Here is a 15485-nt window from a genome sequence, read left to right as displayed (position 1 = left end):
GGGGCCGCCCGAGGGGAGGAAGCGGCGGCCCCGGCGCCGTCTTTGGTCAGAGCTCGCCGCGCGACATGCTGTCGGCGATGTGCCCGGCCTGACGGATGGCGAGCGCGACGATCGTGAGGGTCGGATTCTCCGCCGCGCCTGTGGTGAATTGCGAACCGTCCGAGATGAAGAGGTTCGGCACGTCGTGCGTGCGGCCCCACCGGTTCACGACCCCGTCCTCGGGCCGCTCGCTCATCCGGTTGGTGCCCAGATTGTGGGTCGAGGGGTAGGGCGGGACGCGGAAGGTCTCCTTCGCCCCCGCCGCGTCATAGACCGCCGCACCCTGCTTGTAGGCGTGCTCGCGCATCGCGACGTCGTTCGGATGGTCGGTGAAGGCGACCACCGGGACGGGGAGGCCGTGGGCGTCCTTGTCGGTCCCGTGAAGGGTGACGCGATTGTCCGCCTGCGGCATGTCCTCGCCGACGATCCACATGCCGGCCATCGTCTCGTAGGTCTCCATCTTGCGCGCGAAGTCGGGACCCCATGCGCCCGGATCGAGGAAGGCGGCCATGAAGGGAAGGCCGAGCGACAGCGTCTCCAGCTCATAGCCGCCAGCGAAGCCGCGACTGTCGTCGTGGTGGGCTTCGTCCTGGATGATGCCGGCCATCGTGGTGCCGCGCCACATGCGCACCGGCTCCGGCATCGCCGCGTACACCGAGCCCGTGGTGTGGCGCATATAGTTACGCCCGACCTGGCCGGAGGAGTTGGCGAGCCCGTCCGGGAACATCGACGAGGCGGAGTTGAGGAGAAGGCGCGGGCTCTCGATGGAGTTGCCCGCGACCGCCACCACCCGCGCGCGCTGCTCGTGCTGGTTGCCGGCCGCGTCGGCATAGAGGACGCCCGTCGCCTTGCCGCTGGAATCGTGCAGGATCTGGAGGACCTGGCTGTCGGTGCGCAGCTCCAGGTGCCCGGTCGCCATCGCCTTCGGGATCTCCGAATAGAGGGTCGACCATTTCGCGCCCATCTTGCAGCCCTGGAAGCAGAAGCCGAGCTGCTGGCAGGAGGCGCGATCGTCGCGCGGGCGCGAGTTGATCGCCATCCGCCCGGTGTGGACGGTCTTGTAGCCGATCCGCGTCGCCCCGTTATAGAGGACCTTGAAGTTGTTGTTGCCGGGGAGGCCCGGGATCCCGTTGGTGCGGGTGACGCCCATCTTGTCCTCGGCGCGGGCGTAGAAGGGCTCCATCTCGGCAAGGTCGATCGGCCAGTCGAGGAGGTTCGCCCCGTCGATCGCGCCATAATGGTCGCGCGCCTTGAACTCGTGCTCCTGGAAGCGGAGCGAGGCGCCGGCCCAGTGGGTCGTGCTGCCGCCCACCGTCTTGCAGATCCAGGCCGGCAGGTTCGGGAAGTCGGTCGCGACGCGCCACCCGCCGGTGGCGTGGCGATTGTCGAGCCAGGCGAGCTGGCCGAACGATTCCCACTCGTCATTGACGAAGGTGTTGGGGGCCTGCTTGCCGCCGGCCTCGAAGAGGACGACGTCGACGCCCCGCTCGGTCAGCTCATGGGCGAGCGTCCCGCCGCCGGCGCCGGAGCCGACGATGACGACCACAGTGTCGTCGGTCAGTTCAAATGTTGCCATGGTCCCTCTCCCTCAATCAAAGGCCGGTGGGCTCGCCTCGGCGGGCGGGTCCGGGAGCCAGGACAGATCGTCGAAGCCGTGCTTGATGTAGCCGCCATGGGGGAAGGACGGCCCCTCATAGCCGAACGCCTTCCAGACCTCGGGCTGGTTGTAGAGGGAGACCACCGCCTTGCCGCGCACGGCCTGGAAGAAGGGGGTGCTCGAGAGCTCTTCGAGGGCGGCGAGCTGGGCGGCGTCCGAGGCGTCGATGAACGAGCCACCGGCCGCTTCGTCGAGCTTCGCGGCGCCCTCGCGCAGAAGGTCGAGCCGCGACTTGTCCGCAAAGCCCGACGCCTCCTTGTCGAGGTCCTTGACGACGACGGCATAGTGGACGTCGCCCAGGAATTCGTGCGGGTAGATCCCCCGCGTCATGCGCAGGAGCGTCTCGGCGAGATCGGGGTCGAGCGCGTCATATTCGACGGCCCACGCCTTGTCCGGCCCCACGATAAAGGTCGTTCCCCCGACGGCGACGGCATAGGCGCCGACGGCCGTCAGGCTGCTCTTCATGAACTTGCGCCGGTCCAATCGGACCTTTGGCCGGGGCTGTGCGACGGGCGCACCTTCCCCGTGCTCCGCGGTGGCGGAGCGATCGATCAACCTCATCGACTTTTCCTCCCGAACGTGCGCCCGCCTCGTTGTTCTTGTCGCGGGCGCTCAAACTCTACTGATAGCGGCCGGCCCGCTGCAGAACCTCGATCTGGTAGCCATCCGGGTCGGCGACGAAGAAGAAGCGCGCGATCGTCGTCCCGCCCGGCGCGAAGTCGACGAGCTTGCGCGGTGCGAAGCCCGCGTCGGCGAAGCGCTGGTGCTCGGCTTCGAGATCATCGACGGCGAAGGCGAGGTGGCCGTACCCGTTGCCGAGATCGTAGGGCTTGGTCTCGCCCTTGTTGATCGTCAGCTCCAGCTCGAAGTCGTTTTCCGGATTGCGCAGATAGACGAGCGTGAAGGAGTCGAAGTCGAGCCGGTCAGCGACCGTGAGGCCAAAGGCGCGTTCATAGAAATCGACCGATCGAGCCTCGTCGAGGACCCGGATCATCGAATGAATCGCTTTCGCCACTCGCACTCCTCCTTAAGTAACCGGGTGGGTAATTGTACGCTCCTTCTTGGGGCGCCGAGAAAACCGGTCAGCAAGCAGGTTAGGAGGCTCCTTCGCGTGCTGGTAGTATGATTATAACACAGCGATTTATTCTTGTAACAATTCGCGGATTCGCCCGCACCGAGCCGGACGGGCGCGCCCGGCGCACGGGCGTCAGAGGGGCTCGGCCTCGCGCAGGAGCTCGGACGCGCTGCCGCCGCGCGTCATGTGGATGAGGCACACGCAGCGCAGGAGCGAGGTGAAGTTGCGCGCCTCGCCGTGAAGGTCGAGCACCTCGTCGTGCAGCTCCGTCAGGAGGCGGCTCAGCGACTTGTCCTCATGCCGGGCGAGCCGTTCCAGGAGGTCCCAATAGGCGGCCTCGAGGCGGATCGAGGTGGAATGCCCGCTGATGCGGATCGAGCGCGTCTGGCTCTCATAGCTCTCGCGCGGGATGTCCGAAAAGATGCTGCACATGGGCGATTTCCCTCCGTGGCCGGCGAGGGTATCGAATGGACGCGTGCCCGTCCATTGTGCATCGAACTGAACGAATTCCAGGCAGCGCGGCGGCGCCCGGCGCGGCAGGGGCGGCCACGAAAAAACGCGCCGGCAGGGGCTGCCGGCGCGTCGATGTCGGGTCCGTTCGGACGCGTGCGCGTCAGCGGCGCGCGGTCACGATGTCGAACCGGTCGGCGTTCATGACCTTCGTCCACGCCGCCACGAAGTCCTTCACGAACTTCTCCTTGGAGTCGGCGCAGGCATAGACCTCGGCGAAGGCGCGCAGCTGCGAGTGCGAGCCGAAGATGAGGTCGACGCGGCTCGCCGTCCATTTCGGCGCATGCGTCTTGCGATCACGCCCCTCGAAAGTGCCGTCGGAGGAGGGGACCCACTCCGTCGCCATGGTGAGGAGGTTCAGGAAGAAATCGTTCGTGAGCGTGCCCACCTTGTCGGTGAGGACGCCGTGCTTGGAGCCGCCCGCATTGGCGCCGAGGACGCGCAGGCCGCCGAGGAGCACGGTCATCTCCGGCCCGGTGAGGGTCAGGAGCTGCGCACGGTCGACGAGCGCCTCTTCCGGCATCATGAACTGGTCGCCGGAGAGGTAGTTGCGGAAGCCGTCCGCGCGCGGCTCCAGCGCGGCGAACGACTCGGCGTCCGTCTGCGCCTCGGTCGCGTCCATGCGGCCCGGCGTGAAGGGGACGGTGACGCTGACGCCGCCATCCTTCGCGGCCTTCTCGACCGCCGCCGCGCCCGCGAGCACGATGAGGTCGGCGAGCGAGACCTTCTTGTCGCCCGTCTGCGCGCCATTGAAGTCGGCCTGGATGCCTTCCAGCACCCCGAGCACCTTGGCGAGCTGGGCCGGGTTGTTGACCTCCCAGTCCTTCTGCGGGGCAAAGCGGATGCGCGCCCCGTTCGCGCCGCCGCGCTTGTCGGAGCGGCGGAAGGTCGAGGCGGAGGCCCACGCCGTCGAGACGAGCTCGGTCACGCTGAGGCCGGAGGCGAGGATCTTCTCCTTCAGCGCGGCGATGTCCGCCTCACCGACGACCTCGTGGTCGAGGGCGGGGATCGGGTCCTGCCAGATCAGCTCTTCCTGCGGCACGAGCGGGCCGAGATAGCGCACCTTCGGACCCATGTCGCGGTGGGTGAGCTTGAACCAGGCGCGGGCGAAGGCGTCGGCGAACGCTTCCGGGTTCTGGTGGAAGTGGCGCGAGATCTTCTCGTAGGCCGGGTCGAAGCGGAGGGAGAGGTCCGTCGTCAGCATCGTCGGCAGGCGCTTCTTCGACGGGTCGAACGGGTCCGGAACCGACGGCTCGACGCCCTTGGCCTGCCACTGATAGGCGCCGGCCGGGCTCTTCGTCAGCTCCCACTCGCAGTTGAAGAGGTTGTCGAAGAAATAGTTGCTCCAGCGGGTGGGCGTCTGGCTCCAGATCACCTCCGGGCCGCCGGTGATGGCGTCGCCGCCGAAGCCGGTGCCGAAGCTGCTCTTCCAGCCGAGGCCCTGGTCCTCGATGGACGAACCCTCGGGGTCGGCGCCGAGGAGGGACGGGTCGCCCGCGCCGTGCGTCTTGCCGAAGGTGTGGCCGCCGGCGATCAGCGCGACGGTCTCCTCGTCGTTCATCGCCATCCGGTAGAAGGTCTCGCGGATGTCCTTCGCGGCGGCGACCGGGTCCGGCTTGCCGTTCGGGCCTTCCGGGTTCACGTAGATGAGGCCCATCTGCACGGCCGCGAGCGGGTTCGAGAGCTGGCGCTCGCCGCTATAGCGCTCGTCGCCGAGCCAGGTGCCTTCCGGGCCCCAATAAAGCTCCTCCGGCTCCCACACGTCGGCGCGGCCGCCGGCGAAGCCGAACGTCTTGAAGCCCATCGATTCCAGCGCGACGTTCCCGGTGAGGACCATCAGGTCCGCCCAGGAGAGCTTGCTGCCATATTTCTGTTTGATCGGCCAAAGCAGCCGGCGCGCCTTGTCGAGGTTGGCGTTGTCGGGCCACGAGTTCAGCGGGGCGAAGCGCTGCTGGCCGGCCCCGGCGCCGCCGCGCCCGTCGGTGATGCGATAGGTCCCGGCCGAGTGCCAGGCCATGCGGATGAAGAGGCCGCCATAGTGGCCGAAATCGGCCGGCCACCACTCCTGCGAATCGGTCATCAGCGCCTTGAGATCGGCGATCACCGCGTCGAGGTCGAGCGTCTTGAACGCCTCGGCATAGTCGAACGCGGCGCCCATCGGGTTCGACAGGCTCGAATTGCGGTGGAGCATCTCGATGTCGAGCTGTTCCGGCCACCAGTCACGATTGCGGTGCCCGCGTGCGCCGCCTGAAAACGGGCAGCCGCCCGCACCTTCTGTCTTCGCGTCCATAATTTCCTCCCTTGGCGTTACGCTCGCGATGACGTCAATTTACCCCGGTCGTCCGATCAGGCAAAATCAACTATCAGGATCGGGTCGATAAGTTTTTCCTATGAGCAACACCGTCTCGCTGCGCCAGCTTCGCTATTTTGACGCGCTTTCGCGACATCAGCATTTCGGTCGGGCGGCGGAGGTGTGCGCGGTGTCGCAGCCGGCCCTCTCGATGCAGATCAAGGAATTGGAGGCCGCGCTCGGCGCCGTGCTGATCGAGCGGGGCTCCCGCCGCGTCCGCCTCACCGAGTTCGGCGAGACCGCGCTGCCGCGCGTGCGGCACATCCTGCGCTCGATCGACGAGCTGAGCGACCTTGCCCGCGCCGCGAACACGAGCCGGCTCCGCGTCGGCATGATCCCCACCATCGCGCCCTACCTCCTGCCCACACTGATGGGGATCGTCGCCGAATGCGAGCCCGATCTCGACATCCATGTGCGCGAGGCGCTGACCTCGAAGCTGATCGAGGAGATTCGCGATGGCAAGCTCGACACGGCGATCGTGGCGCTGCCGATCTCGGAGTCCTCGCTCACCGAGCTGCCGCTCTTCTCGGAGAAGTTCCTGCTGGTGCGACCGGACCGGGATGCGGCCGAGCCGGTGCCGCCGGGCAACGCGCTCGCCGAGATGCGCCTGCTCCTCCTGGAGGAAGGGCACTGCTTCCGCGACCAGGCACTCTCTTACTGCACAATGAGCGCGCCGGGGCCGCGGGACGGGCTGGAGGCGAGCTCCTTCCTGACGCTGGTGCAGATGGTCGCCGCGGGGATGGGGGTGACGCTGCTGCCGGAGATGGCGGTCACCCTGGAGACGCGGGCGGCGCCGGTCTCAGTCATGCGCTTCGAGGATCCGCAGCCCTCGCGCACGGTCGGAATGGTGTGGCGCAAGAGTTCGCCGCTCGGCGCGCGATTCCGCCAGCTTTCAGAGCTCGTCGCGCAGGCGGCGGAGGCCTTGCGCACGGAGGGCGGGGCGGCCGGGCGGCAGGATGCGCCGCCCGACGAACCGGCGCCGCGTCCGGTCAGGCCGCGCGTGCGGCGTCCATGAAGCGACGGGAGAGGTCGAGATCCCAGCGCACGAGGTCGTCCTCGCCCGCGTCACGGCGCATCAGGGCGCTGCTGACGATCACGCCCTGGCTCGCGCCGAGCGCCTCGCCGACATTGCCCGCCGTGACGCCGCCCCCGATGAGGAGCGGCCGGCCGATCCCGGCGGCACGCACCGCCTCGATCCGGGCGAGCGTGTCGGGAAAGCTCGACCCCGTGATGATGAGACCGTCCGCGCCGGTCTTCGCCGCCCACTCGGCCGCGAAGGGCTGGCTCTCGCTGGAGAGGGGGACGGCGGTGCGGTCGTGGACGTCGGCGAGGATCGCGATGTCCGGCCGCCCGAGCGCGGTGCGGTGGGCGACAGCGGCGGCGCCGAGCCCGTAGCGCGGCCCCTGCGCCGTCATCGCCCCGCCGACGAAGACCTTCAGCCGCACGAAGTCGGCCTGCGCGGCGTGGGCGACCGAGATCGCCGCCGCCGGGTCATGCGCCTCGACGATGATGCCCATGCCGATCTCGGGCACCTCCGCCTTCAGGGCGCGCGCGATCGCGGCCGTCATCGCGAGCGTGTCGGACGTCGCGAGACCATCGGTGCGGGTCTGGTCCTGCAGCTTCAGCCAGGGGATGCCGGCCTCGGCGAAGACGCGCGCGTTCGCGACGGCATAGTCCTCGTACCAGGCCATCGAGCGGTGGCGCGACAGCGCGAAGTCCGGCAGGTGCAGCGCGGCGATGACCAGCGGACGGCTCGCGAAAATCTTCAAAGACATGGAGAACTCTCTGGATGGAGGGCGGCGCGCGTGGCGGCCCGGTCGACGGGGAGGGCCCCGTCTGCGCCGAAGCGCTGGACGACGCGGCTCGCGGACACGGCGCCGAAGCGGGCAGCCTCGACCGGGCTCCCCGTCTCGACGAGGCCGGCGAGGAAGCCGCCGCTGAAACTGTCGCCCGCGCCGGTCGGGTCGACCGTCTCGACGAGGAGGGCGGGGACGGCGACGGCGGACGCGGTCGGGCGGTCCCAGACGAGGACGCCCTTCGGTCCGAGCTTCACGGCGACGGCGCCGGGGCAGCGCGCCGCGACGGCGGCGAGCGCGTCGGCGAGGCCGGCGTCCGGGACGAGGGCGCGAAGCTCGACCTCGCTCGGCAGGAACGCGTCGAGCCGGGCGAGCACCGGGGTGATCTCGTCGAGCGTGCGGGCGGCGAGCTGCCAGCCGGGATCGGCCGTCACCACCGCGCCGTGCGGCTTGAAGAGGTCGAGCATGCCGAGCATCACGTCCGGCTGGCTGGGGGCGAGGTGGACGCCCCGCACGTCATGCCACGCGGCGGGCACCTGCTCGGGCCGCAGCGGGCGGTTGTTGCGGAACTGGGAATAGGTGAGCTCGCCCGACGTGTCGCGCGCCGCAAGGTGCGCGCGCCACGCGGCGACCTGTTCGGGCGTCAGCCGGTCGGACGGGAAGCCCGCCGCCGCGAGCGCCTCGGGAGGGCTCGTGAGCCCCTCCTGGCGGTGACCGCCCGCGTCGTAGATGAACCAGTTGCAGGAGGCGAGGGCGACGTCGGACCAGAGGACCCCCGCAAGGTCGACGCCGCCCGCCTCGAGCCGCGCGATCACGTCGCGCGGGTAGGTGGCGACGGCGTGACTGACGAGGCCGACGCGCGGCTGCCAGGCGAGCGCACCGACGGCCGAGTAGGCGCCGTTGCCGCCCGCCTGGGCGAGCGCCACCGTGCCGTCGGCGGCCACCACATTGTCCACCGTCAGCCCGCCGACGGTGACGAGGTCTGGCCGCATGTTAGCCGCCGAGCCGCGGCGCGCCGAGCCCGAGCGCGTCGCGCGCCATGGCGACGTGATAGCCGAAGAGGTGCAGCGGAACGCTATAGACGATCGGGGCGATGTCGGCCGGAACCTTCGGCAGGTGCCAGGCGACGTCCGCGACCGACGCGATCTCGGTCTCGCCCTCCGGCAGGAGCGCGATGCACACCCCGTCCGAGCCGCGGCTCATGATGGCGGTCTCCAGCGCGCGGGCATGGCTCGCGGCGTCGGCGGCGACCATGAACATCACGTCGCCTTCCTTCTGCGTGCGGTAGTGGTGGTACTCCTCGAGCGGGAAGGCGTAGGCGTGGATCGGGGCGAGCTCCTTCAGCTTCGCCGCGCTGAAGGCGGCGGGGGCGAAGTAGGGGCCGGCGCCGCAGGAGAGGATCAGCTCGGCGCGGGCGAGACGCTCGCCGAGGGCGCGGGCGGGCTCGTAGAAGGACTTGGCGACGGCGTCGACCGTGTCCGGCAGCGCGGCGAGCGCGTCGGCGAGCGCGGCGACATCCTTGCCCTTCGCCTCGCCGATCGCGATCGTGAGGGCGAGCTTCAGCGCCATTGCCGCCGTGCTCGACTGGGTCGGCCAGCCGCCGCGCGTCGCGCGGATATGGAGCGCGCCGGGGAACTCCTCCATGAGGGGGGAGCCGAGCGTGTTCGAGAGGCCGATCGTGTAGGCGCCCTTCGCCGCGGCGCCCTTCAGCCCGTCGATGACCGGCTCGGTCTTGCCGCTGGAGGAGAGGCCGATCACCACGGTCTCGGCGTCGACGACATCGAGGCCGTAGGTCGCGAAATCGAACGCCTCGCAGGGCTCGGCGACCGCGCCGAGCGCCTTCTCCATCGCCTGGCGCACACCGAAGCCGGATATCCACGAATCGCCGCACCCGACCATCGCAATGCGCCGGATCGGACGGTCCGCAAGGTCGCGCGCGATGGCGGCGAGCGGCTCGGCGTTGGCGGCGAGCGTCGCGCGGATCGCGTCGCCCTGGGCCATCATCTCGTCGTTCGTGAGGGCCACGCGACGGAAACGCTCCGGATCTCCCGGCGCGTCCGACGAGGACTCGCGCCGAATTTCCTTCAGCCGCATTTCAATATCCAATGACAGTCTCCTGGAACCCGTGTGCGCGCCGGGTCCTGGCGCGCGCTGCCTGTTTGCGATAATTGTCATTACAGCCAGAAACGCAAGTCGCCAACGGTCATTGATGACGAACGCTGAAGTCGCATCCGCCCCGCCGCTCAACCGGCGCCACGAGCGGATCCTCGAAATCCTGCGCCGCGACCGGATGGTCGAGGTCGGGCAATTGTCAGAGGCGCTCGGCGTGTCCGCCGTGACGATCCGCACCGACCTCGACGCGCTGGAGCGCCGCCTTCTGCTGAGGCGCATCCGCGGCGGGGCGGTCTCCGTCCAGCCCGCCCGCTTCGAGCGGCCGATCGACCTGCCGAGCCAGAGTTTCGCGGCCGAAAAGGAGCGGATCGGCGCGATGGCCGCGCGCATGGTGCGCGACGGGGAGACGATCATCCTCGACGCGGGGACGACTGCGCTGGCGATGGCGATGCAGCTCCCGGCGGACCTGCGTGATGTCGTCGTCATCACGTCGAGCCTCGACATCGCCATCGCACTCGAGAACCATCCGGGAGCAACCGTCATGGTCACGGGCGGCACGCTCAAGAAGGCGGGGCAGGCGCCCGGCCGTTCGCGTTCGCTGATCTCGCCTTTCGGAGGACTTTTGCTCGCCGAGATCAACGCCGACTGCGCGTACATCTGCTGCGCGGGGATCGACGCCCAGCGCGGATTCACGAATGCGAACTTCGAGGAGCTGGAGATCAAACGGGCGATGCTTGCGGCCGCGCGGCGGGGCGTCGTCCTCGGCGATCACGCCAAGATCGGCCACGTCGCCGGCGCCCGAATCGCCGCCACGGACGAGGTCTCGGCCCTCATCACCGACCGCGACGCGGCGCCTGCCGACGTGCAAGCGCTGGAGGCGGCCGGGCTCCAGGTGCTGCTCGCCTGAGCGGCTGTGCGCCTCATTCCGAGGCGAAGGCTGCCACCCATTCGTGCAGAATGCGTTCGAAATTCTACTTGCGAAAACTTTCGATCAGTCCTCCTATAAAAGTCGATCGGAACCACGTGGACCCGTTCGGACGGGCTCGCGGCGCACAGCAGGAGATCGGCGATGAACGTCAATCGGAGAACAGTGGTCGGTGGCCTCGCAGCGACGACGGCGCTGATTTCAGCCCCAGCAATCGTGCGCGCGCAGAGCCGCGAACTCGTCATGGTCGGCTACGGAAACGAGCAGGACCAGCCGCTGATCGCGGCGGGCGAGGAGCTCGGCAAGCGCCACCCCGGCGTCACGCTGCGCGTCATCGGCGGCCTTTCGGCCGAAGCGCTCGCGCAGATCAAGGCCGCCCGCGGCAACTCTCCCTATGACCTCGCCGTCATGGGCACCCCGGCGATCGTCAACGCCCTCGCCGAGGACGTGCTCGTCCCGCTCGACCTCTCGAAGATCCCGAACGCGGCGAACATCGAGCCGAGCTTCCTGCCCTACGGGCTCGACACCGGCTGCCCCGTCGTCTTCGAGGGCATCGGCATCGCCTACAACACCGAGACCGTCTCCGAGCCCCCGGCCACCTGGGAAGCGCTCTGGGGCGAGGAGTTTCACGGCCGCGTCGGCATGTGCCGCCCGCAATCCAATCTCGGCCTCGGCGTCCTCGCCGCGACCTGCGAGGCCTTCGGCAAGCCCGAGACCGACATGGAGTTCGCGCTCAACAAGTGGAAGGAGATGGAGCCGCTCGTCGGGCGCAGCCCCAACCTCCTCCAGCAGATGATCGAGCGCGGCGAAGTCGACCTCGCCCCGCTGTGGCACACCAATGCGGCGCTCGCCGCGGCGGCGGGCGTGCCGATCGGCTACGTGAAGATCACCAAGCCCGGCCCGCTGATGCTGCCGACGAACATCGTCCAGTACATCAACACGGCCGACGGCGTCGGTGAGCTCGTCCACGAGTTCGCGGACATCCTCCTCACCCCGCAGATCCAGACGATGGCCGCCGGCGCGCCCTATTATTTCGGCACCGTGGTGAAGGGCATCGAGACGCCGGCCGAAGCCGCGCCCTACGTCCCGTCCACCCCGGAGGAGCGCGCCAACATGACCTCGCTCCAGTGGCCGGACATCGCGCCGCTGCGCGGGCAGACCGTCGAGACCTTCGACCGCATGTTCGCGGGCTGAATGCAGGCATCCGTGCTTTCTGCGACGGAACACGAGATGGCGCCGGTGCTTCGCATCGGCGCCGTCACCAAGCGTTTCGGCGCGCAGACCGTGCTCGACCGCTGCGTCCTCGACGTGGCGGAGGGCGAGATCGTCACGCTGCTCGGCCCCTCGGGCTGCGGCAAGACCACGTTGTTGCGTTGCATCGCCGGCTTCTGGGACGCCGATGACGGGAGGATCCTCGTCGACGGGCACGACATGTCCCGCGTACCGGTCAACCGCCGCCCCGTCGGCGTCGTCTTCCAGAGCTACGCCCTCTTTCCGCACCTCACCGTCGCGGCGAATGTCGGCTACGGCCTCAAGATGCGCGGCGTCGCGAAGGCCGAGATCGCGCGCCGCGTCGCCGCCGCGCTCGAGACCGTCTCGCTGACGGGCTTCGAGGCCCGCTACCCGGCCCAACTCTCCGGCGGCCAGCAGCAGCGCGTCGCGATCGCGCGCGTGATGGTGCTGGAACCGCGCGTCCTCCTCCTCGACGAGCCGTTCAACGCGCTCGACGCCAAGCTGCGCGGGGCGATGCAGGTCGACCTGCGCCAGCTCATCAAGCGCCTCGGCATGACGGCGATCTTCGTCACCCACGATCAGGAAGAGGCGCTCACCATGAGCGACCGGATCGCGGTGATGCGCGGCGGCAAAATCGAGCAGGTCGCCCCGCCGGAGGAGATCTTCGACCGGCCCGCGACCGCCTATGTCGCCGATTTCATCGGCTCCTCGAACTTCTGGGAAGGGCGGGCGAGCGGCGGGCGCGTCGCGCTGCCGGACGCCCAGACCGTCCCGACCGACCTCGACGGGCCGGTGAAGATCATGGCGCGGCCCCACAATCTGCGCCTCGATCCGGGTGGGGAGGGGGCGTGGCGCGGCACGATCCGCTTCCACCGCTCGATCGGCCCGCTCGTCGAATATCATGTCGGGATGGATGACGGGACGGCGCTGCGCGTCGTCCTGATGCGCCAGGAGCGCGCGGGCCTTCTCGTCGAGGGCGCGCCGGTCTCCGTCGCCGTCCTCGATCCGGACCTTTGCGCGATCTACCAGGACCGATGACCCACGCCGTCCTCCCCAACGCGCCGACCCGGGCGAGCCTTGGCGAGACGATCCTCGACAAGCTGATCTCCGGCCGGGGGATCTGGCCGGCGGTGCCGGCGATCGTCGTCCTCATGGTCGTCGCGGTGATCCCGTTCGCGATCCTCCTCTCGCTCGGCTTCTCCGACATCGTGGTCGAGCGCGGCGCGATCGTCTCGCAGACCTTCTCGATCGACCATCTCGCCAATGCGCTGAGCGACCGCCTCTACTGGATCACCTTCCAGCGCTCGATGAGCCTTGCGCTCATGACGACGCTCTTCTGCCTGCTCTTCGGCTATCCGGTCGCCTACCTCTTCCTGATCGGCGGGCCGTGGGTGCGGCGGCTGATCCTGGTGCTCACCATCGCGCCGCTTCTGACGAGCGGGATCGTGCGCACCTATGCCTGGCTCGTGATCCTCGGCGGGCGCGGCGTCGTGAACATGGCGCTCACCGATCTCGGCCTGATCGAGCGGCCGCTGCGCATCATCAACACCCCCGTCGCGGTGCTGATCGGCATGGTGCAGATCCACCTGCCGGTGATGATCCTGCCCCTCATCGCGGTGATGAGCCGGCACGACACGCGCCTCGACGAGGCCTCGGCCAATCTCGGCGCCTCGCGCCTCGGCACGCTCCGCCACGTCGTGCTGCCGCTCAGCGTCCCCGGCATCGGCACCGGCTGCGCGCTCGTCTTCACGCTGAGCTACACGACCTTCGTCGTGCCCCAGCTCCTCGGCGGCGGCAATTATCTGAACGCGGCGACCATGATCTACGAGCAGGTGATCTACTCGCTCGACTGGAGCAAGGGCTCGGTCTCCTCCCTCATCCTGATGGTGACGTGCCTCATCGTCCTCCTGATGATCGCGCTCGTCACCAACCGCTTCACTCGCTGGACCAAGGGGCGCGACGCATGAGGACGCCGGGCCTTTCCCCCTTCGCCGACCGCCTCGCGATCGGGGCGATCATCGCGGTCGCGATCGCGGCGCTGATCCTCCTCGTCGCCCCGTCGGTGATCGTCGTCATCATCTCCTTCGACACGCGCGGCTATGTGAGCTTCCCGCCGGAAGGGTTCACCTTCCGCTGGTATCGCGAGCTCTTCGCCCAGAGCGTGCTCGTGGAATCGATGTGGAACAGCCTGAAGGTCGGCGTGATGGTGACGATCCTGTGCATCGTCCTCGGCGTGCCGACGGCGCTCGCCTGCGCGCGTGGCCGCTTCCGCGGCACGACGGCGCTCTCCGTCTTCGTGATGGCGCCGCACATGGTGCCGGGCATCGTTCTCGGCACCGCCGTCCTCTTCGCCGGTGCCCTCATCGGCGTCTCGCCCTCGATCTGGCTCCAGTCGATCTCGATCGCGGTCTTCGTGCTCGCGGTGATGGTGCGCACCGTGACGAGCCGCCTCCAGCGCCTCGACCCCTCGCTGGAGGAGGCGGCGACCAATCTCGGCGCGACCTCCTTCCAGAGCCTCGCGACCATCACCTTCCCGCTGCTCCTGCCCGCGATCCTCGCCGGCGCGGTCTTCACCTTCGTGGAAGGGTTCGACAACCTGTCGGTCGCGATCTTCACCCACGGCTTCCGCGACCGACCGCTCCCGATCGAGCTCCTGGCGCTCGTCCAGAACACGAGCTCGCCCCTCGTCGCCGCGGTCTCCGGCTTCCAGATCCTAATCGCGATCGTCGCGCTCCTCGCCGTCTCGGCGAGCATCGGCCTCGACAAGGTGAACCAGTGAGGCGGTCGCGCGCGGGCGAGCGTTGCGACGGAGGCATGCGATGACCCACGGCCGCTATCCCTACCGGCCCGTGACCGAGCCGGTGCCCTATGCGTGGCCCGAGGGGCGGGGGCTCGCCATCTATGTGGCGGTGAACCTCGAGGCCTATGCCTTCGACGCCGCGATGTTCGACGCCCTCGTCGACAACCCGGCGCGGCCCGACATCATCAATTATGGCTGGCTCGACTGGGGCAACCGCGTCGGCGCCTGGCGGCTCCTGGAAGCGATGCGGGAGGCGGGCGTTCCGGCGACCGCGCTCGTGAACAGCCGCCTCTACGCGGCGGCGCCGGGCCTCGTGGAGGCCTGGCGCGCGGCGGGAGCGGAGATCGCCGCCCACGGCCGCACCAACGGCGAGACGCAGGCGGGCCTCTCCGAGGTGGACGAGCGCGCCCTCATCGCCGAGGCGACGGCCGAGATCGCGCGGCACGAAGGGACGCCCCCCGCCGGATGGCTCGGCCCCTGGATCGCGGAGACGGACGCGACGCCCGACCTCCTCGCCGAGGCCGGCTACCGCTACCTCCTCGACTGGTGCGCCGACGACCGGCCGATCCCGATGACGACGCGCGCCGGCCCCATCCTCGCGGTGCCCTATCCGCAGGAGGCGAACGACGCCAACGCCATCGTGGTGCGCCGCATGTCCGCCCCGGACTTCGCCGAGCTGTGCCTCGCCCAGATCGAGGAGATGCTGCGCCAGGCCGAGACCGGGCCGCTCGTGTGCGCGATCTCGCTCCACCCGCATGTGACCGGCCAGGCCCACCGCCTCCACCATTTCCGCAAGGTGCTGGCGCGCCTCGCCGACCTGAGAGAGCGGGTGTGGCTGACGACGGCGGGAGAGATCGCGCGCGTCGCTGCGGCGGGGCACGGGATCCGGTAGAGGCGGTTCCTGCGGCGGGTGCTGCGGGGCGGATGGCGAAACGCGGGCGGCGTTCGTGCGGGGCGGCCGGCGAGGGATTTCCTCCCTCGCGCTCCC

At 69.3% G+C, this 15485-nt stretch carries 15 protein-coding genes; 7 read left to right on the top strand and 8 right to left on the bottom strand.

Annotation, left to right across the window (positions count from 1 at the left end):
- Positions 1-46: 46 nt before the first annotated feature.
- The 5 genes from DBV35_RS16005 to katG all read right to left on the bottom strand — a co-directional run bounded on the left by DBV35_RS16005 (position 47) and on the right by katG (position 5571).
- Positions 47-1615, bottom strand: a complete 1569-nt coding sequence (locus DBV35_RS16005) for a GMC family oxidoreductase (protein ID WP_108661311.1) — start codon at positions 1613-1615, stop codon at positions 47-49.
- 12 nt (positions 1616-1627) lie between these two features.
- Positions 1628-2161 (bottom strand): Twin-arginine translocation pathway signal, encoded by a 534-nt coding sequence (locus tag DBV35_RS16000; RefSeq protein ID WP_157961787.1) that lies wholly within the window; start codon positions 2159-2161, stop codon positions 1628-1630.
- 154 nt (positions 2162-2315) lie between these two features.
- On the bottom strand, positions 2316-2711 hold the full coding sequence (locus DBV35_RS15995; RefSeq protein WP_108661309.1) for a VOC family protein: 396 nt from the start codon (positions 2709-2711) through the stop codon (positions 2316-2318).
- Positions 2712-2903: 192 nt separating this feature from the next.
- Positions 2904-3203, bottom strand: a complete 300-nt coding sequence (locus DBV35_RS15990) for a ribbon-helix-helix domain-containing protein (RefSeq protein ID WP_108661308.1) — start codon at positions 3201-3203, stop codon at positions 2904-2906.
- 181 nt (positions 3204-3384) lie between these two features.
- Positions 3385-5571: a catalase/peroxidase HPI gene (katG, locus tag DBV35_RS15985; RefSeq protein WP_108661307.1), complete on the bottom strand. Its 2187-nt coding sequence runs from the start codon at positions 5569-5571 to the stop codon at positions 3385-3387.
- Positions 5572-5671: 100 nt separating this feature from the next.
- Between katG and DBV35_RS15980 the strand changes: the two genes are divergently transcribed.
- Positions 5672-6646, top strand: a complete 975-nt coding sequence (locus DBV35_RS15980) for a LysR substrate-binding domain-containing protein (RefSeq protein WP_108661306.1) — start codon at positions 5672-5674, stop codon at positions 6644-6646.
- On the opposite strand, the gene DBV35_RS15975 is transcribed toward DBV35_RS15980, so the two are convergent.
- Genes DBV35_RS15975 through DBV35_RS15965 form a run of 3 tightly spaced genes read right to left on the bottom strand, consistent with a single transcriptional unit; the run spans position 6621 to position 9452 of the window.
- Positions 6621-7406, bottom strand: coding sequence for a BtpA/SgcQ family protein (locus tag DBV35_RS15975; RefSeq protein ID WP_108661305.1), 786 nt, complete (start codon positions 7404-7406; stop codon positions 6621-6623). The two genes, DBV35_RS15980 and DBV35_RS15975, sit on opposite strands and share 26 nt — an antisense overlap.
- Positions 7397-8419, bottom strand: coding sequence for a carbohydrate kinase family protein (locus DBV35_RS15970; RefSeq protein WP_108661304.1), 1023 nt, complete (start codon positions 8417-8419; stop codon positions 7397-7399). Before DBV35_RS15970 ends, DBV35_RS15975 begins: the two co-directional genes overlap by 10 nt.
- 1 nt (position 8420) lies before the next feature.
- Positions 8421-9452 carry an SIS domain-containing protein gene (locus DBV35_RS15965; RefSeq protein ID WP_211099990.1) on the bottom strand — a complete coding sequence of 344 codons (1032 nt, stop codon included), beginning with the start codon at positions 9450-9452 and terminating at the stop codon, positions 8421-8423.
- Positions 9453-9636: 184 nt separating this feature from the next.
- Between DBV35_RS15965 and DBV35_RS15960 the strand changes: the two genes are divergently transcribed.
- From DBV35_RS15960 to DBV35_RS15935, 6 genes are all read left to right on the top strand, one after another.
- A complete protein-coding gene (locus DBV35_RS15960; RefSeq protein WP_108661302.1) occupies positions 9637-10446 on the top strand; it encodes a DeoR/GlpR family DNA-binding transcription regulator in 810 nt (269 codons plus the stop codon).
- 162 nt (positions 10447-10608) lie between these two features.
- Positions 10609-11658, top strand: a complete 1050-nt coding sequence (locus DBV35_RS15955) for an ABC transporter substrate-binding protein (RefSeq protein WP_108661301.1) — start codon at positions 10609-10611, stop codon at positions 11656-11658.
- A gap of 36 nt (positions 11659-11694) precedes the next feature.
- A complete protein-coding gene (locus DBV35_RS15950; protein ID WP_108661300.1) occupies positions 11695-12735 on the top strand; it encodes an ABC transporter ATP-binding protein in 1041 nt (346 codons plus the stop codon).
- Positions 12732-13664 (top strand): ABC transporter permease, encoded by a 933-nt coding sequence (locus DBV35_RS15945; RefSeq protein ID WP_108661299.1) that lies wholly within the window; start codon positions 12732-12734, stop codon positions 13662-13664. Before DBV35_RS15950 ends, DBV35_RS15945 begins: the two co-directional genes overlap by 4 nt.
- Positions 13661-14476, top strand: a complete 816-nt coding sequence (locus DBV35_RS15940) for an ABC transporter permease (RefSeq protein WP_108661298.1) — start codon at positions 13661-13663, stop codon at positions 14474-14476. Before DBV35_RS15945 ends, DBV35_RS15940 begins: the two co-directional genes overlap by 4 nt.
- Before the next feature lie 40 nt (positions 14477-14516).
- Positions 14517-15389: a polysaccharide deacetylase family protein gene (locus DBV35_RS15935; RefSeq protein WP_108661297.1), complete on the top strand. Its 873-nt coding sequence runs from the start codon at positions 14517-14519 to the stop codon at positions 15387-15389.
- Positions 15390-15485: the final 96 nt, after the last annotated feature.

Source organism: Acuticoccus kandeliae (assembly GCF_003073115.1).
The sequence above is the reverse complement of the archived record's forward strand: the minus strand, read 5'-3'. Positions and strand labels throughout refer to the sequence as shown.